The organism is Maribacter polysiphoniae (assembly GCF_003148665.1).
GTDB lineage: Bacteria > Bacteroidota > Bacteroidia > Flavobacteriales > Flavobacteriaceae > Maribacter_A > Maribacter_A polysiphoniae.
In genome coordinates this window covers 595,785-617,533 of record NZ_QGGQ01000002.1, presented here as the reverse complement: position 1 = coordinate 617,533, position 21,749 = coordinate 595,785, and the positions used below count along the sequence as shown (strand labels likewise).

The window sequence follows — 21,749 nt, the reverse complement described above, 5'->3', positions numbered from 1 at the left end:
AATGGGACAGAAAACAAATCCGATAGGAAATCGTCTTGGAATAATCAGAGGATGGGAATCTAACTGGTACGGTGGAAATGATTATGGTGATAAGCTGGCTGAAGACGATAAGATAAGAAAGTATATTCACGCACGTCTTTCTAAGGCAAGTGTCTCTAGGGTGATTATCGAACGTACGTTGAAGTTGATAACCGTTACGGTTACAACGGCTAGACCAGGTATCATTATTGGTAAAGGAGGTCAAGAGGTTGACAAGCTGAAAGAAGAGCTTAAGAAGATTACCAATAAAGAAGTTCAGATCAATATATTTGAGATCAAGAGGCCAGAGGTTGATGCGAATTTGGTTGCTGCGAGTATAGCGAGACAGATTGAAAGTAGAATTTCCTTTAGAAGGGCTATTAAAATGTCTATCGCTGCTGCAATGCGAATGAATGCAGAAGGAATAAAGGTTCAGATTTCAGGACGTTTGAATGGTGCTGAAATGGCTAGATCCGAATCCTATAAAGATGGTCGTATCCCATTGTCCACTTTCAGGGCTGACATAGATTATGCTTTGCATGAAGCGCACACCACCTATGGAAGATTAGGTATTAAAGTGTGGATCATGAAAGGTGAGGTTTATGGTAAGAGAGAACTTTCCCCATTGGTTGGAATGCAAAAAGGCCAAGGTGGAAAAGGTGGGAAGCAAGACGGTCAGAGAAAGCAACGTCGTAGAAAGTAATTTTTTAAAGAAGTAAAGAAATGTTACAACCGAAAAGAACCAAGTTTCGTAAAATGCAGAAGGGCCGTATGAAGGGTAACTCTGGAAGGGGTCATCAGCTTTCAAATGGTATGTTTGGCATTAAATCCTTGGATTCATCATTTTTGACTTCCCGTCAAATTGAGGCAGCCCGTATTGCGGCAACAAGATTTATGAAGAGGGAAGGACAATTGTGGATTAAAATATTCCCAGATAAGCCAATTACCAAAAAACCATTGGAAGTACGTATGGGTAAAGGTAAGGGTGCCCCTGAATATTTTGTTGCCGTGGTAAAACCAGGTAGGATTATGTTCGAAGTTGGTGGGGTTAGCCAGGAAATTGCGAAGGAAGCCTTGCGTTTGGCAGCACAAAAGTTGCCTGTAAAGACAAAGTTTGTTATTGCAAGGGATTATACAGATGAGAATTAATCGTAAGGAATCATGAAAAATTTAGAAATTAAAAAGTTATCTGTCGAGGAACTTACGGGAAAGCTTGCTGAGTATAAGAAGCAATACGCTGATTTGAAAATGGCACATTTTGTTACTCCGTTGGAGAATCCGCTTCAGATAAAGAAAGTAAGAAGAACGGTTGCAAGATTGGCTACTGAAATAACTAATAGGGAAAACCAATAATTGGTTCTGCTTTATGGAAAAAAGAAACTTAAGAAAAGAGAGAGTAGGGGTTGTTACTAGTGACAAAATGGAGAAATCCATTGTTGTGGCAGAAGTAAAAAGAGTAAAACACCCGATGTACGGTAAGTTCGTTTTGAAAACAAAGAAATATGTTGCTCACGACGAAAAGAACGATTGTAATATCGGTGATACCGTGAAAATTATGGAGACCCGTCCCATGAGTAAGACCAAATGTTGGAGGTTAGTAGAAATCCTAGAAAGAGCTAAATAATATGTTACAGCAAGAATCAAGACTAAAAGTAGCAGACAATACTGGAGCAAAAGAGGTTTTGACCATTAGAGTTCTCGGTGGTACAAAAAGGCGATATGCTTCTATTGGAGACAAAATCGTTGTTACCGTTAAAGAGGCTACACCAAATGGGGGTATCAAAAAAGGAGCAGTTTCTACCGCAGTTGTGGTACGAACCAAAAAAGAAGTTAGAAGACCGGATGGTTCATATATTCGTTTTGATGACAATGCTTGCGTATTATTGAATCCTACCGGTGAAATGAGAGGTACCCGTGTTTTTGGACCAGTGGCCAGGGAGTTGCGCGACAAGCAATTCATGAAGATTGTATCATTGGCCCCAGAGGTGCTTTAATATTTAATACTACAATGAAAAAGTTAAAGATAAGAACAGGAGATACCGTTAGGATCATTGCCGGAGACCATAAAGGTACGGAAGGTAAAGTGACAAAGGTGTTGATCGAAAAGAACAAGGCTATCGTAGAAGGAGCCAATATGGTTTCCAAACATGAGAAACCAAGTGCTAACAATCCTCAAGGTGGTATTGTTAAGAAAGAAGCTCCTATCCATGTTTCCAATTTGTCGTTGATTGATCCAAAATCAAGCGAAGCTACTAGGGTAGGTTTGGAAGTAAGGGATGGTAAGAAGATCAGGTTTGCTAAGAAATCCAATGAAGTAATTTAGTTATGGCTTACGTTGCAAGATTAAAGAAAGAATATAAAGAGCGTATCGTTGATGCGCTTAAAGAGGAATTTGGTTACAAAAATGTAATGCAAGTACCTAAATTAGAGAAAATCGTGGTTAGTAGAGGTGTTGGTGCTGCCGTGGCCGATAAGAAGTTGATTGATCACGCAGTTGATGAATTGACTATGATAACCGGTCAAAAAGCAGTCTCAACCATGTCTAAAAAGGATGTCGCTGCATTCAAATTACGTAAAGGGATGCCAATTGGTGCCAAAGTAACTTTACGTGGTGAGAGAATGTACGAATTTTTAGATCGCCTAGTGACTTCTGCTTTGCCTAGGGTTCGGGATTTTCAAGGAATTCGAGCAACGGGCTTTGATGGTCGTGGTAATTATAGTTTGGGTGTAACCGAACAAATAATTTTCCCTGAGATTAATATTGACAAGATCAATAGAATCAATGGGATGGATATTACCTTTGTAACTTCTGCGCCAACAGACAAAGAAGCAAAATCATTATTAACAGAATTAGGATTACCTTTTAAAAAGAATTAGTATGGCTAAAGAATCAATGAAGGCCCGTGAAAGAAAAAGGGCGAGAACAGTTGCTAAATATGCTGAAAAGCGTAAAGCCTTAAAAGAGGCAGGTGACTATGAAGCACTTCAAAAATTGCCAAAAAACGCTTCTCCTGTTCGTATGCACAATCGTTGTAAACTTACTGGAAGACCTAAAGGGTACATGAGGACTTTTGGTATTTCAAGGGTAACATTCAGGGAAATGGCCAATCAAGGTTTGATTCCCGGAGTCAAAAAAGCCAGCTGGTAATTAAAAATAAATAAACTGGTTTCAGGTTTAGCGATATTGCTAAAAACCGTCACCGAATTTAATAAAAATGGTAACAGATACTATAGCAGATTATTTAACACGAGTTAGAAATGCCAGTTCAGCCGGACATCGGGTGGTTGAAATTCCTGCTTCCAATGTTAAGAAAGAGATAACTAAGATATTATTCGATCAAGGATATATCCTGAGTTACAAATTTGAAGAGGACAAAGTTCAGGGGTCGATTAAGATTGCTTTGAAATATGACAAGGAAACGAAAGAACCTGTAATTAAGAAAATACAACGTATAAGTAAGCCAGGTCTACGTAAATATGCCAATTCCGGTGATATGCCCAGGGTGTTGAACGGTTTGGGAATAGCCATTGTCTCTACCTCCCATGGGGTAATGACCAGTAAGCAGGCCAAGAAGGAAAACGTAGGTGGCGAGGTTTTATGCTATGTGTATTAATACTATATAAAGAGTAAAAAAATGTCAAGAATAGGTAATAATCCGATAGCAATTCCAGAAGGAGTGACTATAGATGTAAAAGAGAATGTGGTTACTGTAAAAGGTAAACTGGGTGAGTTGACTCAAGAGTTTTCTGGTGTGGCTATAAAGATTGAAGACGGACAAGCTTGGGTTACAAGACCATCGGATTCGATAGATTCCAAATCAAAACACGGTCTTTACAGGTCACTTGTTTTAAATATGGTCGAAGGAGTTTCCAAAGGTTGGACCAAGGAGCTTGAATTGGTAGGTGTTGGTTATAGGGCCAGCCATCAAGGACAGAAATTGGATTTGGCTTTAGGTTTTTCACACAATATAGTTTTGGACATCGCTCCGGAAGTGAAAATAGAGACTAGTTCAGAAAAAGGAAAGAACCCAATCATAAAGCTTACCTCTTTTGACAAACAATTGGTAGGGCAGGTAGCGGCAAAGATTCGTTCTTTCCGTAAACCAGAACCTTACAAAGGAAAAGGAATCAAGTTCGTAGGAGAACAATTAAGAAGAAAAGCAGGTAAATCAGCTTAATAATAAGTATCATGGGATTATCAAAGACTCAGAGAAAATTTAGAATTAGAAGGAGAATTAGAAAGGTCTCTTTCGGAACCGCTGAAAGGCCAAGATTGGCTGTGTTTAGAAGTAATACAGGAATCTATGTCCAAGTAATCGATGATAATAGTGGAAACACCTTGCTTGCTGCTTCTTCTAGGGATAAGGATTTGGCATCGGCTAAAGGGAGTAAATCTGAAATTGCAAAACTAGTGGGTAAGACCATAGCTGAAAAATGTCAGAAAGCCGGTATAGAAAGGGTAGCCTTCGATAGAGGTGGAAATTTATATCACGGAAGGGTTAAAGCACTTGCAGAGGCGGCAAGGGAAGCAGGACTAAAATTTTAATATAGAGTATGTACCAGAAATACAAAAACGTAGAAACTGTTAAACCAGGAGGTTTAGAGCTTAAAGATAGGTTGGTTGGTGTGCAAAGGGTGACCAAAGTAACCAAGGGTGGTAGGGCATTTGGCTTTTCTGCTATCGTAGTGGTAGGTGATGAGGCAGGAGTCGTAGGTCATGGTTTGGGTAAATCCAAGGAAGTAGCCACTGCCATTGCCAAAGCTATCGAAGATGCGAAAAAGAACCTTATTAGAATTCCTTTGGACAAGCATACCTTGCCACATGAACAAAAAGGAAAATTTGGTGGGGCCAGAGTTTATATCCAGCCTGCATCCCATGGTACAGGAGTTATTGCAGGTGGTGCTGTGAGAGCGGTATTGGAAGCAGTAGGTGTACATGATGTATTATCTAAATCCCAAGGTTCATCTAACCCACATAATGTTGTTAAGGCTACATTTGATGCACTATTGCAATTGCGAGGTGCCAGTACGGTAGCCAAACAAAGAGGGGTTTCATTGGATAAGGTTTTTAAAGGATAAAAAGAAGTTTGGGGTATAGGTAAAACGATTTGGGTTTCCCATTCGTGTCTACTGAATATCTACTTCGAAATACTAAGAGAAATGGCAAAGATTAAAGTAAAACAGTTAAAAAGTAGTATTAAGCGTCCACAGAACCAAAAGAGGACTTTGGAGGCTTTAGGACTACGTAAGATTGGTCAAGTAGTAGAACACGATGCCACGCCAAATATTATTGGCATGATAGATAAAGTTAAACACTTAGTTTCCACAGAGGAAGCTTAATATACATATAGTGTAATGAATTTAAGTAATCTAAAACCAGCTGAAGGTGCCGTCAATAGGGATGGCAAAAGGGTAGGAAGAGGTCAAGGCTCCGGTAAGGGAGGAACTGCAACTCGAGGACATAAAGGAGCTAAGTCTAGATCTGGATATTCCAAGAAAATCGGTTTTGAAGGAGGGCAGATGCCATTGCAAAGGCGTGTACCCAAGTTCGGCTTCACCAACATCAACAGAAAGGAATATAAAGGCATCAATCTTGATAAACTTCAAGAATTGGTTGACAACAAAGCAATCAAGGATGTTGTTACTTTTGATAACCTTGTCGAGTTAGGCTTGGTAAGAAAGAACGATTTGGTGAAAATTTTAGGAGGAGGGGAATTGAAGGCTTCCTTAAAAGTATCAGTGCATAAGTTTACAGCTACTGCAAAAGCAGCTATTGAGGCAGCTGGCGGTGAAGCAATAAATTTATAAGGCAGACAATACATTACTATGAAGAAATTTTTCGAGACACTATCCAATATTTGGAAGATTGAGGAGCTAAGGAATAGAATAACCATTACCTTGGGTCTTCTTTTGGTATACCGCTTTGGTTGTCAAATTGTTCTTCCTGGTATCGATACGGCACAATTGGCCGAATTGACCTCTAGTACCGACAGTGGTATATTGGGTATTCTAAATGCCTTTACGGGTGGTGCTTTTGCGAATGCCTCCGTTTTTGCATTGGGGATTATGCCATATATCTCAGCATCGATTGTTGTACAGTTGATGGGTATTGCCATTCCGTATCTACAGAAGTTACAGAAAGAAGGTGAGAGTGGTAGAAAAACAATCAATCAAATTACCAGATGGTTGACCATCGGTATCTGTATTGTTCAGGCACCGGCTTATTTATATAGCCTTGGTGCATTGGGTGTACCGGATAGTGCTTTTGTATTGGGTAAAGGATTGGATTTTATCATCCCTTCGGTTATCATATTGGTAACCGGTTGTGTCTTTGCGATGTGGTTGGGAGAGAAAATTACCGATAAAGGTATTGGTAATGGTATCTCTTTATTGATTATGGTGGGTATCATTGCAAGACTTCCACAATCCTTCGCACAGGAATTTATTTCTAGGACTGCCAATAATAATGGTGGACTGATGTTCATTCTTATTGAAGTGATTCTTTGGTTCCTTGTAATTTTGGCTAGTATATTATTGGTAATGGCAACAAGACAGATACCAGTACAGTATGCAAGAAGAACCGCTTCCGGTGGTTATGAGAAGAATGTAATGGGATCTAGACAATACATTCCATTGAAATTGAATGCATCAGGGGTAATGCCTATCATTTTTGCACAGGCAATAATGTTCGCACCCGGATTAATAGGAAGAACGTTCAATAATACGGCAATAGGACAATGGATGGAGGTGCAATTCCAAGATATATTTGGATTGGCATACAACATATTGTTTGCATTGTTGATAATCATATTTACCTATTTCTATACGGCTATTACCGTGCCTACGAATAAAATGGCGGATGACTTGAAACGAAGTGGCGGATTTATACCTGGGATTAGACCCGGTAAGGAAACCGGTGATTTTCTTGATAAGATCATGTCGTTGATTACATTACCAGGGTCGGTCTTTTTGGCCTTGTTGGCAGTGTTGCCAGCTATTGTTGTTAAGCTTATGGATGTACAATCCGGATGGGCCATGTTCTATGGAGGTACTTCCTTGTTGATTATGGTAGGTGTGGCTATTGACACGGTACAGCAGGTAAACGCTTATTTGTTGAACAGACATTATGATGGTTTAATGAAATCTGGTAAAAACAGAAAAGTAGCATAGGTTATGGCTAAACAAGCAGCAATAGAACAAGATGGGTCTATTATAGAGGCACTATCAAATGCAATGTTTCGGGTAGAATTGGAGAATGGCCATGTGGTCACTGCGCATATCTCAGGTAAAATGAGAATGCATTATATAAAATTGCTCCCTGGGGATAAGGTTAAGTTGGAAATGAGTCCATACGACCTTACCAAAGCAAGAATTACATATAGATATTAAGACAGTAAAATGAAAGTTAGAGCTTCAGTAAAGAAAAGAAGTGCCGATTGCAAAATAGTACGCAGAAAAGGCAGGTTGTACGTAATCAACAAAAAGAATCCTAGATTTAAACAAAGACAAGGATAATTATGGCAAGAATTGCAGGTATAGATATACCAAAACAGAAAAGAGGGGTCATAGCCCTTACCTATATTTTTGGTATCGGTAGAAGTAGAGCTAAAGAGATTTTAGAAAAGGCCCAGGTTAGTGAAGATACGAAGGTGTCTGACTGGAACGATGATGAGATTGGTCGTATTCGTGAGGCGGTAGCCTCGTTCACCATTGAAGGTGAATTACGATCAGAAACCCAATTGAACATTAAGCGATTAATGGATATTGGTTGTTATAGGGGTATTCGTCATAGAGCCGGTCTACCATTGAGAGGGCAAAGGACTAAGAACAACTCCAGAACCCGAAAAGGAAAAAGAAAAACAGTCGCCAACAAGAAAAAGGCAACTAAATAATAAGTAGCATATTATGGCAAAGACAAATGCAAAATCGGCTAAAAAACGTAAAGTTATAGTAGATGCTGTTGGAGAAGCTCACGTTACGGCATCTTTCAATAATATCATTATATCGTTGACCAATAAAAAAGGAGATGTTATTTCTTGGTCATCAGCCGGAAAACAAGGATTCAGAGGGTCTAAAAAGAACACTCCCTATGCTGCTCAGGTAGCTGCCGAGGATTGTGCTAAAGTGGCCCATGAAGCAGGTCTTAGAAAAGTTAAGGTTTACGTTAAGGGACCGGGAAATGGTAGGGAATCCGCAATTCGTTCTATACATAATTCCGGAATAGAGGTGACAGAGATCATCGATGTTACCCCAATGCCACATAACGGCTGTAGACCACCAAAAAGAAGAAGAGTTTAATTAAGATTAATTCATAGGAAGTGTAGTTACGATTATCGAAGGATTAAGCCTTAATTCATAATCACATTTCCAAATTAAAAGAAGATGGCAAGATACACAGGACCAAAAAGTAAAATCGCCCGTAAATTCGGTGAAGCGATTTTTGGAGACGATAAGTCTTTTGAAAAGAAAAATTACCCTCCAGGACAACACGGACAAAATCGTCGTAGAGGTAAAAAATCAGAATATGCTATCCAGTTGATGGAAAAGCAAAAAGCCAAATATACTTACGGTATATTAGAGCGCCAATTCAGAAACTTGTTCTCCAGTGCCAATAGAAGTAAAGGGGTTACCGGTGAGGTACTTTTACAATTGTGTGAATCAAGATTGGACAATGTTGTTTATAGAATGGGTATCTCTACATCAAGAAGAGGGGCTAGACAATTGGTTTCACATAGACATATTACCGTAAATGGGGAGTTGGTTAACATACCATCGTATTCCTTGAAGCCCGGTGATGTTGTTGGGGTTAGGGAGAAATCCAAGTCTTTGCAGACTATCCAAGATGCTTTGGCAGCCAGCAATCATGTGTATGAATGGATTACCTGGAATACAGAAAAGAAAGAAGGTACTTTCGTTTCGATTCCAGAAAGAATGCAGATTCCTGAAAATATCAAGGAACAATTAATAGTCGAGTTATACTCAAAATAAAACAACACTGATCCAATTATGGCATTATTTAATTTTCAGAAACCCGATAAAGTAATAATGATCGATTCTTCAGATTTCGAAGGGAAATTTGAATTTCGACCATTGGAACCTGGCTACGGATTAACCATTGGGAATGCATTAAGAAGAGTATTGCTTTCATCTTTGGAAGGCCATGCCATTACTTCGGTAAGAATTGATAAAGTTGAACATGAGTTTTCGGTAATTCCTGGTGTTGTAGAAGATGTTACTGAGATGATCCTGAACTTGAAACAAGTTCGGTTCAAAAAGCAGATCGAGGATTCTGAAGCAGAGGTTGTTTCAATCTCAGTGAGTGGAAAAGATCAATTGACTGCCGGTGATTTTCAAAAATTCATTTCAGGGTACCAAGTATTGAATCCTGATTTGGTTATTTGTAACATGGATTCCAAAGTCGCTATCAATATGGAAATAGTTATTGATAAAGGTAGAGGATATGTTCCAGCCGAGGAGAATAAAAAATCAAATGCTGCTTTAGGTACCATAGCCATCGATTCTATTTTTACACCTATAAAAAATGTAAAATATAGTATTGAGAACTTTAGGGTGGAGCAAAAGACCGATTATGAAAAATTGGTTTTTGAAATCGTTACCGATGGTTCCATCCATCCAAAGGATGCTTTGACAGAAGGGGCAAAAGTTTTGATACATCACTTTATGTTGTTCTCTGATGAGCGTATTACCTTGGAAGCTGATGAAATCGCCCAGACTGAAACATATGATGAGGAATCATTGCATATGCGCCAACTTTTGAAAACAAAATTGGTAGATATGGATCTTTCGGTTCGTGCCTTGAATTGCTTAAAAGCAGCGGAAGTTGATACATTGGGTGACTTGGTTTCATTCAATAAAAACGATTTAATGAAGTTTAGGAATTTTGGTAAAAAATCCTTAACGGAATTGGAGGAGTTGGTTATCAACAAAGGTCTTAGCTTCGGTATGGATCTTTCAAAATATAAATTAGATAAAGATTAAGTAATCATATTTTGCTCTTCTGACGTCCCTGTCAGGATTTGTAGCAAGATGATAAAATTAGAAAATGAGACACGGTAAGAAAGTTAATCACCTAGGAAGAAAAGCAGCCCATAGAAAGGCAATGTTAGCCAATATGGCTTGTTCTTTGATCGAACATAAAAGAATCAACACGACGGTAGCAAAGGCCAAAGCCTTAAAACAGTTTGTTGAACCTTTGATCACTAAGTCAAAAGCAGAGAACAACCTAACTGCTGATAAAGGAACCCATAATAGACGTATTGTTTTTAGGTATCTAAGAAGCAAGGATGCGGTTACCCAATTGTTCAGTGAGGTTTCTGAGAAAGTTGGTGATAGACCAGGTGGTTATACAAGAGTCATAAAGTTAGGAAATCGTTTAGGTGATAATGCTGATATGGCAATGATTGAGCTTGTGGATTTCAATGAAATCTACAATGCGGATAAGCCTAAGAAGAAAACTACAAGACGTAGTAGAAGAGGTAGTGGTGCGAAAACCGAAGTTCCGCCGGTTCCTGTAGCTGATAATAAAACTGACGATTCTGAAGAATAGGATGTTATTGACCATAATAATTAAAAAAGGATAAACTTAATAGTTTATCCTTTTTTTTATGTTGAATCCTAAGATAAGGTATGGTATTTGTGGTTTAAAAAAGTTATATTAAGGTTGTTCCTGGGTACTAATTTTTTAATCTTAAATGCTATGAAAACATTTATTTATTCCGGTTTTTTATTATTTAGTTCATTCTTGTCTTCGCAAGTCCAGGTGTATTCATATGGTTTTGTTGATTCTAGTCAGTCTATGTCTATGGGGGATTATGTGGTTGGAGAGAATAAAAAAACCACAGAGGGCTCACCCTACCTGTACGAGACATGGGACAACGAATCAAAAGTCTATTTCGAAGAAAAGGCCTATATTTTCAAAGCCTGTAATTACAACGCACATGTAGGGCAATTTGAGGCTAAGCTTTCCAAAGACTCAGTATTCGTCATCAATCCATCCGGTGTTGACAAAGTGGTTTTGGGAAATAGGGTGTTTAAACAATATTTAGATCCAGATAATAATAAGAAGGCCTATTTTGAGGAAATTCTTAAATCAAAGGATTTTCTTTTATTGCGTAAGTATTATACTAGAATTAAGAAAGCGAAAGTAAATCCATTAACTAAGACCCCAGAGGGTCTGCCGATTTTGGAACTGGAGGAGCAATGCTATGTTCTTAAAGGAGAAAGCACCCAATTGGAGAAGATTAGTTTAAAAAAATCTACGATACTTGAATTAATAGATGAGAAGGTTGTCAAAGAGGTGCAATCCTATGTAAAGAAGAATAAGTTGAAATATGGCAATATCGAGGATGTTACCCGTATATTGGAGTATTACAATACGATTGCATCCTAAGATTTGAGAAACAATAAAAATGCCAAATGGGGTAAAATCGTTGGTTCTAAAATAATGAACCCACCTGTTGTGGAAAAAATGGATGATTCAGAGGGTCAATAACGTATGAAATGAACATAAAATAGGCTAGGCCATCTGGTTTTATTCTTTTTTTTTATGTTTATTTGTGAGAAAGTCAATGGGGTCTGGGATAATCAATATCAAGGGATTGGGAGATTCTTTAAAAAGGGAAAATACGATGGGGTTTGGGAATCCGCGAAACCACGTTGGTGCCATGGATTATTTTAAAATACCTAAAAGTGTACGACCCCTGGGGGGAGTAATTTGTAATTGTTGATTTTGTGTCGAATATTTTTGAAAAACTTTAGTGGGAATTTAAACGAGTTGTTATGAAAAAAGGTATCTGTTTGTTAATGTTGGTGTGTAGTTTGAAGATGTTTTCCCAAGATGGATTTTCAATGGCATATGGTCAAAATGATTATATACAGCTTGTAGGTATGAGTTCCCAGGATTATAATAAGGCTGTTCGCAATAATTTTGATAATAAGGTAAAAGGGTCAGCGTATTTATACCCCTCTTGGTCTAATAATGCCAAGGTGTATTTTGAGCAAAAGGAGTATGCTTTTCCCAATTTGAATTATAATGTATATGCCGAAAGGTTTGAGGCAAAAATGGATAAGGATTCCGTTTTCATCATTAATCCTAAGGGAGTTGATAAGGTAGTCTTGGGAAATAAAGTGTTTAAACGGCACCTTGATCCCGAATATCAGAGGAACTCCTATTTTGAGGAACTCTCTAGACTAAATGATGTGGTTTTATTGAGAAAATACTATGCCGAGATCCAGGAGGCCGGCTTAAACCCGTTGACCAAAGTCCCTATGGGTGCTTCAAAACTGCTTCAAAAAGAGAAATTCTACACCTTAAAGGGGAAAGAGGACTTGAAGGTGGTAAAATTGAAAAAGTCGTTGATTTTGAATTTAGTCGATGATGATAATGTCAAAATCCTGAAAACCTATGCCAAGGAGCATGGACTGAGTTTTAGGAATCCCGAGGACGTAATACAAATAGTAACATATTATAATTCCTTAGGCGCCTAGCTCCTAGGTAGATCAGGGCACTACAATGGGTAAGATGGTCTACCTTTGTAAAAGTAAATTTGAACGGTTGGAATAAATGAACAAAAACAGATAAATGAAATATCAATCCAAGAAAAAAGCACTGTTATTATTGGCCGATGGAACCATTTTCCATGGAAAGTCCGTAGGGGGAAAAGAAGGAACATCATTTGGTGAAGTTTGTTTTAACACGGGGATGACCGGTTATCAGGAAATATTCACGGATCCTTCCTATTATGGGCAGCTTATGGTTACTACCAACGCCCATATCGGTAACTATGGAACCAATAAAGAAGAAGTAGAGTCGGATTCTGTGAAGATAGCCGGGTTGATCTGTAAAAATTTCAGTTACGATTACTCCCGTCCTGCTGCTGATGGCGGACTATTGGAATTTTTGGAGGAAAACAACACCTTGGCCATATCCGATGTGGATACCAGGGCATTGGTTGGCTATATACGTGATAATGGGGCAATGAATGCCGTAATATCCACAGATGTCGATCAAGTAGACCAACTTAAGGCTGAACTTGCGAAAATGCCGAGTATGGAAGGGCTGGAGCTTGCTTCGAAGGTTTCTACCAAAGAGGCATATTTCGTAGGTGATGAAAATGCCACGTATAAAGTGTCTGCCTTGGATATTGGTATCAAAAAGAATATTCTAAGGAACCTAGCGAAAAGGGACTGTTATATTAAGGTGTTTCCATACGATGCAACCTTTGGGGAGATGGGTGAATGGAACCCTGACGGTTACTTTATCTCAAATGGCCCCGGTGACCCCGAGCCATTGGAAGAAGCCATTAAAACGGCTAAGGATATCATTGCATGCGGCAAACCACTTTTCGGTATCTGCCTAGGACATCAAGTAATTGCATTGGCCAATGGGGTGTCTACCTATAAGATGCATAATGGACATCGTGGAATAAACCATCCTGTAATGAATTTACTGACCGGTAAGGGGGAAATCACGAGTCAAAACCATGGTTTTGCCATCAATCGGGAAGAGACGGAATCCCATCCCGGGCTAGAGATAACCCATGTGCATTTAAATGATGATACAGTGGCTGGCTTACGAATGAAGGATAAGGATGTTTTTTCTGTACAATACCATCCTGAAGCAAGTCCTGGTCCCCATGATGCCGAGTATCTTTTTGATCAATTTTTCGATTTGATCGAAAAATCTGCAAAGAAAAAAATAGAAGTTTAAACTATCGTTATTTTCATGTAAAAATAGGGTTCAAATGCCTCTAAAAAGTAGCTTGTTTTGTATCTTTGTACCTTCAAAAAATCAATACTAAAACAAATTCATATGAGTATTATTCTTAGTGTCCATGCGAGACAGATATTTGATTCTCGGGGCAATCCAACAGTAGAGGTAGATGTAATTACAGAAAATGGTATTATGGGCCGTGCCGCGGTTCCTTCGGGAGCTTCAACCGGTGAGCATGAGGCAGTTGAGCTACGAGATGGCGGTAATGCTTTTATGGGTAAAGGTGTTGGTAAGGCTGTTGAGAATGTCAATACAGTGATTGCAGAGGAAATTTTGGGAATGTCTGTTTTTGAGCAGAACCTTATCGACCAGACAATGATCGAATTGGATGGAACTCCCAATAAATCAAAACTTGGTGCAAACGCCATTTTAGGTGTGTCATTGGCTGTAGCCAAAGCGGCAGCAAATGAACTTGGGATTTCTTTATACAGATATGTAGGTGGTGTTAGTGCCAATACACTTCCTGTTCCTATGATGAACATCATTAATGGAGGTTCACATTCAGATGCCCCTATTGCATTCCAGGAATTTATGATTATGCCTGTTAAGGCAAAAAGTTTTTCCCACGCCTTGCAAATGGGTACGGAAATTTTCCACAACCTGAAAAAAGTATTACACGATAGAGGATTAAGTACCGCTGTTGGTGATGAAGGTGGTTTTGCCCCTACATTGGATGGTACTGAGGATGCTATTGAAACAATAGGTAAAGCTGTTGAAAATGCCGGTTATAAATTTGGTGAGGATGTTAAGATTGCATTGGATTGCGCGTCTGCCGAATTCTATGAAAACGGAAAATACGATTACACAAAATTCGAAGGTGATAAAGGAGCTGTTCGTACTTCAGAGGAACAAGCTAAATATTTGGCTGAACTTTGCGCTAAATATCCTATTATCTCTGTTGAGGATGGTATGGATGAAAACGACTGGGATGGTTGGAAAGTCTTGACGGAAATGATCGGGGATAAAGTACAGTTGGTTGGGGATGACCTTTATGTTACAAACGTAGAGCGTTTGGCAAAAGGTATTGAAAATGGCATTGCCAATTCAATCTTGATCAAGGTAAATCAGATCGGTTCCTTAACCGAAACCATTGCTGCCGTAAATATGGCTAAGGATGCTGGGTACACTTCAGTAATGTCACACCGTTCTGGTGAGACTGAGGATAATACTATTGCCGATTTGGCTGTAGCCTTGAACACTGGCCAAATAAAAACCGGTTCTGCTTCCCGTTCAGATAGGATGGCAAAATATAATCAATTGCTTCGTATTGAGGAAGAATTAGGTAGTACGGCCTATTTCCCGCAAGAGAAAGCTTTCAAAGTAAATCAGTAAATAGATTAATTTTTAAAAAAGCCTTTCTTTAGAAAGGCTTTTTTTTGGCTTAATGCCAAACTTTACTTAATTTAATGTAAAATAGAGTACTAATTAATGATTGCTTCAATACATGACAAATTTTCTTTTTGTTGCCGCAGAAAACGACGGATTAAATAAGTGTAAAGCTGGTGGTATGGGCGATGTCGTCCGTGATGTACCCAGACAGATAGCGCAAAGGGGAGATAAAGTACATGTGGTGGTGCCTGCGTATTCGCGATTGCATATAGGAGGGACTTTCAAAACCAATCTTCATTTTCAATTAAGGGGAACGACCTATATTGCGGAATTATATGAGGTTGTTCCAAAGAAAGAGTTTCCGAATATTAGCCATTATGTAATTCATCATCCGGAAATCGAAGCTGGGGATATTGCCCAAATCTATCACAATAACCCTGTCGAACCTTTTTATTCTGATTTTATCAAGTACGTTATTTTTTGTACAGCAGTCGCTGAGGCTATAAAACAAGGTGCTTTCGGGGAGTTGGATATTGTGCATATGCACGATTGGCATTCAAGTCTGGTATTATTCTTAAAGACCTTTCACCCTGCATACAGGGATTTAAAGAAAATTAGATATGTATATAGTATACATAACTTAGCCATACAAGGAATTCGTCCTTTCGAGAATAATTACGCATCCTTGCGAAATTGGTTCCGCGATATTGATTATGATACTGAACAATTAAAGGATTATAGGTATCAGGATTGTATTAACCTTATGGCGGTAGGTATTCGTTTTGCCGATGCCGTTCATACCGTTTCGCCATCTTATAAGGAAGATGTGTTGCTACCTAGTGCCCCGCCCGAATTTATTGGAGGGGAAGGTCTCGAGGTGGATTTGCAGAGGGCAGATAATGAAGGGAGGTTGTTCGGTATTTTGAATGGAAGTAATTACGCCAATATTCGAGAGGCCGAAAAGAATGCCATCTATAAGAATATCATAAAGGCCATCTTTCAATGGTTACAGGAGGAATCTAAAAAATATAAGGCGGACTTTCTGGCCCATACAGGGGAGAAGGTCGTTAAGTTCTTGACTGAACCACCTAGTTTCGTCGTCTCCAGTGTGGCACGATTGACAGAACAGAAATTTTATTTTTTTAAACGCTCACCGGAAGCGTTGATCGAAATATTGAAAAAGTTGGAGAGCCAAAACGGAGTCCTAATGATTTTGGGAACCGGTGCTCCCGAATATGAAGAGTTGCTGCGGTCTATTAGCTATGAATATTCCAATCTTATTTTTATAAATGCCCAATCAGAGGATGTTATTGATTCTTTGTATTTGGAAACAGATCTCTATTTTATGCCAAGTCTGTTTGAACCCTGTGGTATTAGCCAAATGTTGGCCATGAGAAATGGCCACCCATGTTTGGTGCATCATACAGGAGGATTGAAAGATACCGTTGAGCATATGAAAACAGGATTTAGTTTTGACGGGGACACCTATGATGAAAAGATAAAAAATATGGTGGCCTCCTTTGATTTGGTCTTGGATGTCTATAATAATGACAAGGCCCAATGGAAAAGGATCCAAGAAAATGCCAAAAAAATGAGGTTTACTTGGGAGAAATCCGTGGACGCATACTACAAGTTGTTATATTTATGTGGTTCATAGTCGATTTTTGACATATTTTTACTTAAATATCTTATAGTAATCTTTAGGGAGATTATTAACAATTGCGGAATTGTTAAAATGATGCGTTTTGTTTAAATTTACCGCTCACATTAATTCATTAAAATATAAAAATGTCAGATAAAGCAATTCTTGAATACGATGGCAAGAGATATGAATTTCCAGTAATTAAAGATACTGAGAATGAATTGGCCATCGATATCAAAACATTAAGGTCATCCACAGGGATGATAACCATCGATCCAGGGTTTAAGAATACAGGTTCTTGTGAAAGTGCAATAACGTTTTTGGATGGTGAAAAGGGAATGCTTAGATATAGAGGATATGCGATCGAGGAACTGGCTGAAAAGGCCGATTTTCTTGAGGTTGCCTATTTGTTGATATTTGGTGAATTACCGAACAAAGAGCAATTGAATACTTTCCATGAGGATATAAAAGCGGAGTCCCAAGTGGATGAGGAAATGAAGAAGATTTTGGATGGTTTTCCAAAATCGGCGCATCCAATGGGGGTTTTGTCATCCTTGACAAGTGCTTTGATCGCTTTTAATCCAACATCGGTAAATATCTCGTCTGAAAAGGATATGTACCATTCCATTGTTAAGATTTTGGGTAAATTCCCCGTTTTGGTCGCGTGGACCATGCGTAAAAAGAAAGGATTACCCCTTGATTATGGTGATGATAATTTGGGCTATGTTGAAAATCTTCATAAGATGATGTTCAAAAAGCCTAGTAAAGAATATAAATGCAACAAAATAATAATTGATGCCCTAGATAAATTGTTGATTCTTCATGCGGATCACGAACAAAACTGTTCAACTTCAGCGGTTCGGATTACCGGTTCTTCGCATGCAGGGTTGTTTGTGTCGTTATCAGCAGGTATTTCCGCACTTTGGGGACCTTTGCATGGAGGTGCGAACCAAGCGGTTATAGAAATGTTGGAAGCCATTAAGAACGATGGTGGCGATACCCATAAATATATGGATAAAGCAAAAGACAAGAACGATGAATTTAGATTGATGGGCTTTGGTCACCGTGTTTATAAAAACTTTGATCCAAGGGCAAGGATCATTAAAAAGGCGGCCGATGAGGTCCTTGAGGATTTAGGCATTGTCGATCCTATTTTGGATATAGCCAAGAGTTTGGAGAAAGTAGCCTTGGAAGATCCTTATTTTGTGGAGCGGAATCTATACCCCAATGTTGATTTCTACTCAGGAATCATCTATAGGGCCTTGGGTATCCCAAGGGAAATGTTCACCGTGATGTTCGCCATGGGCCGACTTCCTGGTTGGATTGCACAATGGAGGGAAATGCGATTAAATCATGAACCTATCGGTAGACCAAGACAGGTTTATATTGGAAAAACGTACAGACCTTTTGTTCCTGTCGAACAACGGTAACCGTACCTTTTGAATATATTTTATGACACCCTTTTTCTGGTTGGATAAGGGTGTTTTTTTATGGTCCACAATTCCGATTTCTTATATTTGCCCAAAATAAAACCATGTTGAATCTTCATATAAAAAACGAAACCTCAAAACTTAAGACAGTCGTCTTGGGTACAGCTCTGGAATGTGGGCCAATACCCTTACCAGAAGAGGCGTATGACCCTAAATCCTTAGAACATATCCTTGCTGGGACTTATCCCAAAGAAGCGGATATGGTATTGGAAATGGAAACTTTTGCAAAGGTTTTTGAAAAGTATGGAGTGCAGGTTTTTCGCCCAAAAGTCCTGCATGATTGTAATCAGATATTTTCAAGGGATATTGCCTTTGTTATTGAGGATAAATTGATCAAGGCCAATATTCTTCCTGATCGTGAAGAGGAATTCGAGGCCATACTCCATGTGGTTGATAAAATTGACCCCAAGAATATTTTGTATCCTCCTGAGGAGGTACATATTGAAGGAGGTGATGTGATGCCGTGGAACGACTATATCTTTATCGGCACCTATACCGGAAAGGATTATCCGGATTATATAACCGCTCGGACCAACAAGGCCGGCGTGGAGTATATCAGGAAAATGTTTCCCGATAAGAAGGTAAAATCCTTTGAGTTGAGAAAATCGATCACGAATCCTAAAGAGAATGCCCTGCATTTGGACTGTTGTTTTCAACCTGTAGGGAATGATAAGGCAATCATACATAAGAACGGTTTTTTGGTCGAAGAAGAGTATGAATGGCTAGTGGAATATTTTGGCAAGGAGAATATCTTTGAGATTTCTCCCGAAGAAATGTACCACATGTACTGCAATGTGTTTTCAATCGCTCCCGATGTTGTGGTTTCTGAACGCAACTTCAAACGATTGAATACATGGCTCAGGGCTCAGGGGTTTACTGTCGAGGAAATTCCGTATGCCGAAATCTCAAAACAAGGGGGGTTGCTCCGATGTAGTACCTTGCCATTGGTTCGGGAGTAGTTTGTTTATTAACAATTGCATACGATTTTGTGTTTTTAAGTAGCCAATACTAGGTCAAAAAGTTATTTTTGCCCAAATACTCCATTTAAATGATGCAGATTACCAATACCATATTGATGATTCGCCCTGTCAACTTCAGGATGAATGAACAAACGGCCGTGAACAACTATTTCATGGAAGAAATGGATTTGAAAAACCAGGCGATTAATGCGAAGGCACAATCGGAATTTGATGTTTTTGTAAACGCCCTGCGAAACAAAGGTGTAGAGGTAATTGTAATCGATGATACCAAGGAGTTCGATACTCCGGATTCTATTTTCCCTAATAACTGGATATCGTTCCATGAAAATGGAACCGTTGTTATCTATCCGATGTTCGCCGAAAACCGAAGGAATGAACGTAGGGAGGATATTTTGGATATCCTAGAGGATAAAGGATTCAAGATTAAGGATGTTGTGGATTATACGTCCGCAGAGGAGCAAGGTGTCTTTCTGGAAGGTACTGGTAGCATACTGATGGATAGGATAAACCAAAAGGTGTATTGTGCCTTGTCCGACAGGGCCCATGAGGATTTGATTATTGAATTCTGTGAGGACTTTGATTGTTTTCCGGTTATCTTTACGGCCAATCAAACCGTTGATGGCCAACGCTTACCGATTTACCACACCAATGTAATGATGGCCATGGGGGAAGATTTTGCGGTCATTTGTTTGGATACGATCGATGATAAGAAAGAGCGTAAAAATGTTGTATCGCATTTAAAAAAGGATGGAAAGGAACTGATTAGGATTACTGAAGCACAAATGCATCAATTTGCGGGTAATATGCTTGAGGTGCGGGGAGATGATGATAAACGTTTCCTAGTGATGAGTTCCGCGGCCTATAACAGTCTTGATCCTAAACAACTGGCACAAATAGAAAAGCGTTGTGAAATAATCCATAGTCCTTTGGATACCATTGAGACGTGCGGAGGTGGCAGTGCCCGTTGTATGATGGCCGAGGTATTCCTGCCAAAGGAATGATACCAGCACAGGCCCGATCAATGCTTTCTTAAAACGTTCCTTAGGAAAATTCCCGTCATTACTACCATGAATAAGGCAAAGGGCAACGATGTTATTATCAGTACTTTTTGCACTACGATAAGAATATCGATTTCAGGTTTTGCACTACTGAGCCATAATAAGGCCATGATTGTAAAGAGAATAAAAACCGACCATAGTAACCTATGGCTTTTCGCAGGTGTTTTCCTTCCTTGATCGGTGAACATACTAAGTACAAAAACAGCGGAATCCAAGGAAGTTACCAAAAAACCTATCAATAGAAAAAGTGTAATGATATTGAGTGCGCTGGCCAGGGGATAATTTCCGAAAAAGACAAACAGGGAAGAAAAAACACTGTCGAATTCACTGTGGTATCCGCCCCAACCCTCAATCAATTGGAAGGCCGAAGTGCCAAATACCGAAAACCAGAAAAAAGTACCTATACTGGGAACGAGTAGTACACCCAATACCATTTGGCGTAACGTTCTGCCTTTTGAGATACGTGCAATAAAAATACCCGTAAAAGGGGCCCAGGCCAACCAAAACGCCCAATAGTAAAAGGTCCAATCCGTAAGGAAGGCAATGCCGGGATCGTATGGCCCATAGGCGAGGCTCATAGGTAAAAAGTCAATAAGGTACTGTATGGTGGCCTTTGTGAATACACTCAAAATCGCGGTGATATCACTGGTGGAGAAGATGTACAGTAAAAGGGAAAGGGCAACAAGAATGTTGATCTGGGATATGACTTTGATTCCTTTGTTCACCCCTTGCCATGCAGAGTAAAAAGCCAATAAGGAAATGAATACGGCCAGTAGCAGCATGGTTCCCAGACCAAAATCATTTCCGGTTAAATGGTTGATGCCTCCTTTTATTTGGGCGGTTCCCAAGGCTATTGCCGCAATAAGGCCGAAAACCGTTGTGAGAATGGTTATAATGTCAATCCCATTTCGGGCCAATGGGTTGGTGATTGAATCCTCAATGGAGGCACTGACCCTGACTTTCTTTTTTTTGACGAACAATGCATACCCGATGACCATGGCAAAGAGGCCATAAAATGCCCAGGCGGTAAATCCCCATTGGTAAAATGTGAATTCCAAGGCCAGGATATCCGGTGATAGGGTAGAGGAATAGGGTGGATGTTGCTGCATGAATACAGGTTCTTGAACGGCACGCAAAAGAATACCTGCACCCATTCCCGCACTATATAGCATGGCTATCCATGACCAGGAAGAGTATTCCGGTCTTGAGTCCTTTGAGCCTAGCCTTATCCTCCCAATAGGGGAAAGTGCTATTGCAAATAGAAATAAGACACATCCCAATCCCAAATACAAATAAAAATATCCGAAGTAGTTGCGAACCCATAGCGAAGCCGATTCGATAGCATTATAGCTGAATTCCGTCGCGAACAGCACAATCCCGGAAAACAGGAGTAGTAGGGCCAAAGAAACGGAAAGTAATGGATTTGTCTTAAGTAGTTTG

31 protein-coding genes are annotated in these 21,749 nt (G+C 39.4%); 30 read left to right on the top strand and 1 reads right to left on the bottom strand.

Annotated elements, in window-relative coordinates; genetic code table 11:
• Position 1 precedes the first annotated feature (1 nt).
• The 30 genes from rpsC to ctlX all read left to right on the top strand — a co-directional run bounded on the left by rpsC (position 2) and on the right by ctlX (position 20,252).
• Entirely contained in the window at positions 2-721 is a 720-nt protein-coding gene (gene rpsC / locus LX92_RS07035) for a 30S ribosomal protein S3 (protein WP_109649558.1), read from the top strand.
• Positions 722-741: 20 nt separating this feature from the next.
• Positions 742-1,167, top strand: a complete 426-nt coding sequence (gene rplP, locus LX92_RS07030; RefSeq protein ID WP_109649557.1) for a 50S ribosomal protein L16 — start codon at positions 742-744, stop codon at positions 1,165-1,167.
• 12 nt (positions 1,168-1,179) lie between these two features.
• Complete coding sequence (gene rpmC / locus LX92_RS07025) at positions 1,180-1,371, top strand: 50S ribosomal protein L29 (protein ID WP_109649556.1); 192 nt, start codon at positions 1,180-1,182, stop codon at positions 1,369-1,371.
• Positions 1,372-1,384: 13 nt separating this feature from the next.
• A complete protein-coding gene (rpsQ, locus tag LX92_RS07020) occupies positions 1,385-1,642 on the top strand; it encodes a 30S ribosomal protein S17 (RefSeq protein ID WP_079510393.1) in 258 nt (85 codons plus the stop codon).
• A 1-nt stretch (position 1,643) separates the two neighbouring features.
• Positions 1,644-2,012, top strand: a complete 369-nt coding sequence (rplN, locus tag LX92_RS07015; protein WP_013993867.1) for a 50S ribosomal protein L14 — start codon at positions 1,644-1,646, stop codon at positions 2,010-2,012.
• A gap of 14 nt (positions 2,013-2,026) precedes the next feature.
• Positions 2,027-2,341 carry a 50S ribosomal protein L24 gene (gene rplX, locus LX92_RS07010; RefSeq protein WP_109649555.1) on the top strand — a complete coding sequence of 105 codons (315 nt, stop codon included), beginning with the start codon at positions 2,027-2,029 and terminating at the stop codon, positions 2,339-2,341.
• Between the two features lie 2 nt (positions 2,342-2,343).
• The gene (gene rplE, locus LX92_RS07005; RefSeq protein WP_109649554.1) at positions 2,344-2,895 is read left to right on the top strand and encodes a 50S ribosomal protein L5; all 552 of its coding nucleotides are present in this window, start codon (positions 2,344-2,346) and stop codon (positions 2,893-2,895) included.
• Between the two features lies 1 nt (position 2,896).
• On the top strand, positions 2,897-3,166 hold the full coding sequence (gene rpsN, locus LX92_RS07000) for a 30S ribosomal protein S14 (protein WP_109649553.1): 270 nt from the start codon (positions 2,897-2,899) through the stop codon (positions 3,164-3,166).
• Positions 3,167-3,233: 67 nt separating this feature from the next.
• On the top strand, positions 3,234-3,632 hold the full coding sequence (gene rpsH / locus LX92_RS06995) for a 30S ribosomal protein S8 (protein WP_109649552.1): 399 nt from the start codon (positions 3,234-3,236) through the stop codon (positions 3,630-3,632).
• 21 nt (positions 3,633-3,653) lie between these two features.
• Positions 3,654-4,196, top strand: a complete 543-nt coding sequence (gene rplF / locus LX92_RS06990) for a 50S ribosomal protein L6 (RefSeq protein ID WP_109649551.1) — start codon at positions 3,654-3,656, stop codon at positions 4,194-4,196.
• A gap of 11 nt (positions 4,197-4,207) precedes the next feature.
• On the top strand, positions 4,208-4,564 hold the full coding sequence (gene rplR, locus LX92_RS06985; RefSeq protein ID WP_109649550.1) for a 50S ribosomal protein L18: 357 nt from the start codon (positions 4,208-4,210) through the stop codon (positions 4,562-4,564).
• 8 nt (positions 4,565-4,572) lie between these two features.
• Positions 4,573-5,097, top strand: coding sequence for a 30S ribosomal protein S5 (gene rpsE / locus LX92_RS06980; protein WP_109649549.1), 525 nt, complete (start codon positions 4,573-4,575; stop codon positions 5,095-5,097).
• 81 nt (positions 5,098-5,178) lie between these two features.
• Positions 5,179-5,358 carry a 50S ribosomal protein L30 gene (gene rpmD, locus LX92_RS06975; protein ID WP_109649548.1) on the top strand — a complete coding sequence of 60 codons (180 nt, stop codon included), beginning with the start codon at positions 5,179-5,181 and terminating at the stop codon, positions 5,356-5,358.
• Positions 5,359-5,373: 15 nt separating this feature from the next.
• Positions 5,374-5,826, top strand: coding sequence for a 50S ribosomal protein L15 (gene rplO / locus LX92_RS06970; RefSeq protein ID WP_109649547.1), 453 nt, complete (start codon positions 5,374-5,376; stop codon positions 5,824-5,826).
• Positions 5,827-5,844: 18 nt separating this feature from the next.
• Positions 5,845-7,188 (top strand): preprotein translocase subunit SecY, encoded by a 1,344-nt coding sequence (gene secY / locus LX92_RS06965; RefSeq protein ID WP_109649546.1) that lies wholly within the window; start codon positions 5,845-5,847, stop codon positions 7,186-7,188.
• A 3-nt stretch (positions 7,189-7,191) separates the two neighbouring features.
• The gene (infA, locus tag LX92_RS06960; protein WP_013305172.1) at positions 7,192-7,407 is read left to right on the top strand and encodes a translation initiation factor IF-1; all 216 of its coding nucleotides are present in this window, start codon (positions 7,192-7,194) and stop codon (positions 7,405-7,407) included.
• Positions 7,408-7,416: 9 nt separating this feature from the next.
• Complete coding sequence (gene ykgO / locus LX92_RS06955) at positions 7,417-7,533, top strand: type B 50S ribosomal protein L36 (protein WP_013305171.1); 117 nt, start codon at positions 7,417-7,419, stop codon at positions 7,531-7,533.
• 2 nt (positions 7,534-7,535) lie between these two features.
• Positions 7,536-7,910: a 30S ribosomal protein S13 gene (rpsM, locus tag LX92_RS06950; RefSeq protein ID WP_109649545.1), complete on the top strand. Its 375-nt coding sequence runs from the start codon at positions 7,536-7,538 to the stop codon at positions 7,908-7,910.
• Between the two features lie 13 nt (positions 7,911-7,923).
• Positions 7,924-8,316 carry a 30S ribosomal protein S11 gene (gene rpsK, locus LX92_RS06945; RefSeq protein ID WP_109649544.1) on the top strand — a complete coding sequence of 131 codons (393 nt, stop codon included), beginning with the start codon at positions 7,924-7,926 and terminating at the stop codon, positions 8,314-8,316.
• An 84-nt stretch (positions 8,317-8,400) separates the two neighbouring features.
• Positions 8,401-9,006: a 30S ribosomal protein S4 gene (rpsD, locus tag LX92_RS06940; RefSeq protein ID WP_109649543.1), complete on the top strand. Its 606-nt coding sequence runs from the start codon at positions 8,401-8,403 to the stop codon at positions 9,004-9,006.
• 18 nt (positions 9,007-9,024) lie between these two features.
• On the top strand, positions 9,025-10,017 hold the full coding sequence (locus LX92_RS06935; protein ID WP_109649542.1) for a DNA-directed RNA polymerase subunit alpha: 993 nt from the start codon (positions 9,025-9,027) through the stop codon (positions 10,015-10,017).
• 64 nt (positions 10,018-10,081) lie between these two features.
• Positions 10,082-10,585: a 50S ribosomal protein L17 gene (gene rplQ, locus LX92_RS06930; RefSeq protein WP_109649541.1), complete on the top strand. Its 504-nt coding sequence runs from the start codon at positions 10,082-10,084 to the stop codon at positions 10,583-10,585.
• Between the two features lie 150 nt (positions 10,586-10,735).
• Positions 10,736-11,428 carry a hypothetical protein gene (locus tag LX92_RS06925; protein ID WP_146197811.1) on the top strand — a complete coding sequence of 231 codons (693 nt, stop codon included), beginning with the start codon at positions 10,736-10,738 and terminating at the stop codon, positions 11,426-11,428.
• A gap of 389 nt (positions 11,429-11,817) precedes the next feature.
• Entirely contained in the window at positions 11,818-12,525 is a 708-nt protein-coding gene (locus LX92_RS06920; RefSeq protein ID WP_109649539.1) for a hypothetical protein, read from the top strand.
• A gap of 94 nt (positions 12,526-12,619) precedes the next feature.
• The gene (carA, locus tag LX92_RS06915) at positions 12,620-13,747 is read left to right on the top strand and encodes a glutamine-hydrolyzing carbamoyl-phosphate synthase small subunit (RefSeq protein ID WP_109649538.1); all 1,128 of its coding nucleotides are present in this window, start codon (positions 12,620-12,622) and stop codon (positions 13,745-13,747) included.
• 102 nt (positions 13,748-13,849) lie between these two features.
• A complete protein-coding gene (eno, locus tag LX92_RS06910; protein ID WP_109649537.1) occupies positions 13,850-15,142 on the top strand; it encodes a phosphopyruvate hydratase in 1,293 nt (430 codons plus the stop codon).
• A 112-nt stretch (positions 15,143-15,254) separates the two neighbouring features.
• Positions 15,255-16,796, top strand: a complete 1,542-nt coding sequence (locus tag LX92_RS06905; protein ID WP_109649536.1) for a glycogen synthase — start codon at positions 15,255-15,257, stop codon at positions 16,794-16,796.
• Between the two features lie 131 nt (positions 16,797-16,927).
• The gene (locus LX92_RS06900) at positions 16,928-18,211 is read left to right on the top strand and encodes a citrate synthase (protein WP_109649535.1); all 1,284 of its coding nucleotides are present in this window, start codon (positions 16,928-16,930) and stop codon (positions 18,209-18,211) included.
• Positions 18,212-18,315: 104 nt separating this feature from the next.
• Entirely contained in the window at positions 18,316-19,230 is a 915-nt protein-coding gene (locus tag LX92_RS06895; protein WP_109649534.1) for a dimethylarginine dimethylaminohydrolase family protein, read from the top strand.
• Between the two features lie 89 nt (positions 19,231-19,319).
• On the top strand, positions 19,320-20,252 hold the full coding sequence (gene ctlX / locus LX92_RS06890) for a citrulline utilization hydrolase CtlX (RefSeq protein WP_170117800.1): 933 nt from the start codon (positions 19,320-19,322) through the stop codon (positions 20,250-20,252).
• A gap of 17 nt (positions 20,253-20,269) precedes the next feature.
• On the opposite strand, the gene LX92_RS06885 is transcribed toward ctlX, so the two are convergent.
• On the bottom strand, positions 20,270-21,712 hold the full coding sequence (locus LX92_RS06885; RefSeq protein WP_223308271.1) for a BCCT family transporter: 1,443 nt from the start codon (positions 21,710-21,712) through the stop codon (positions 20,270-20,272).
• Positions 21,713-21,749: the final 37 nt, after the last annotated feature.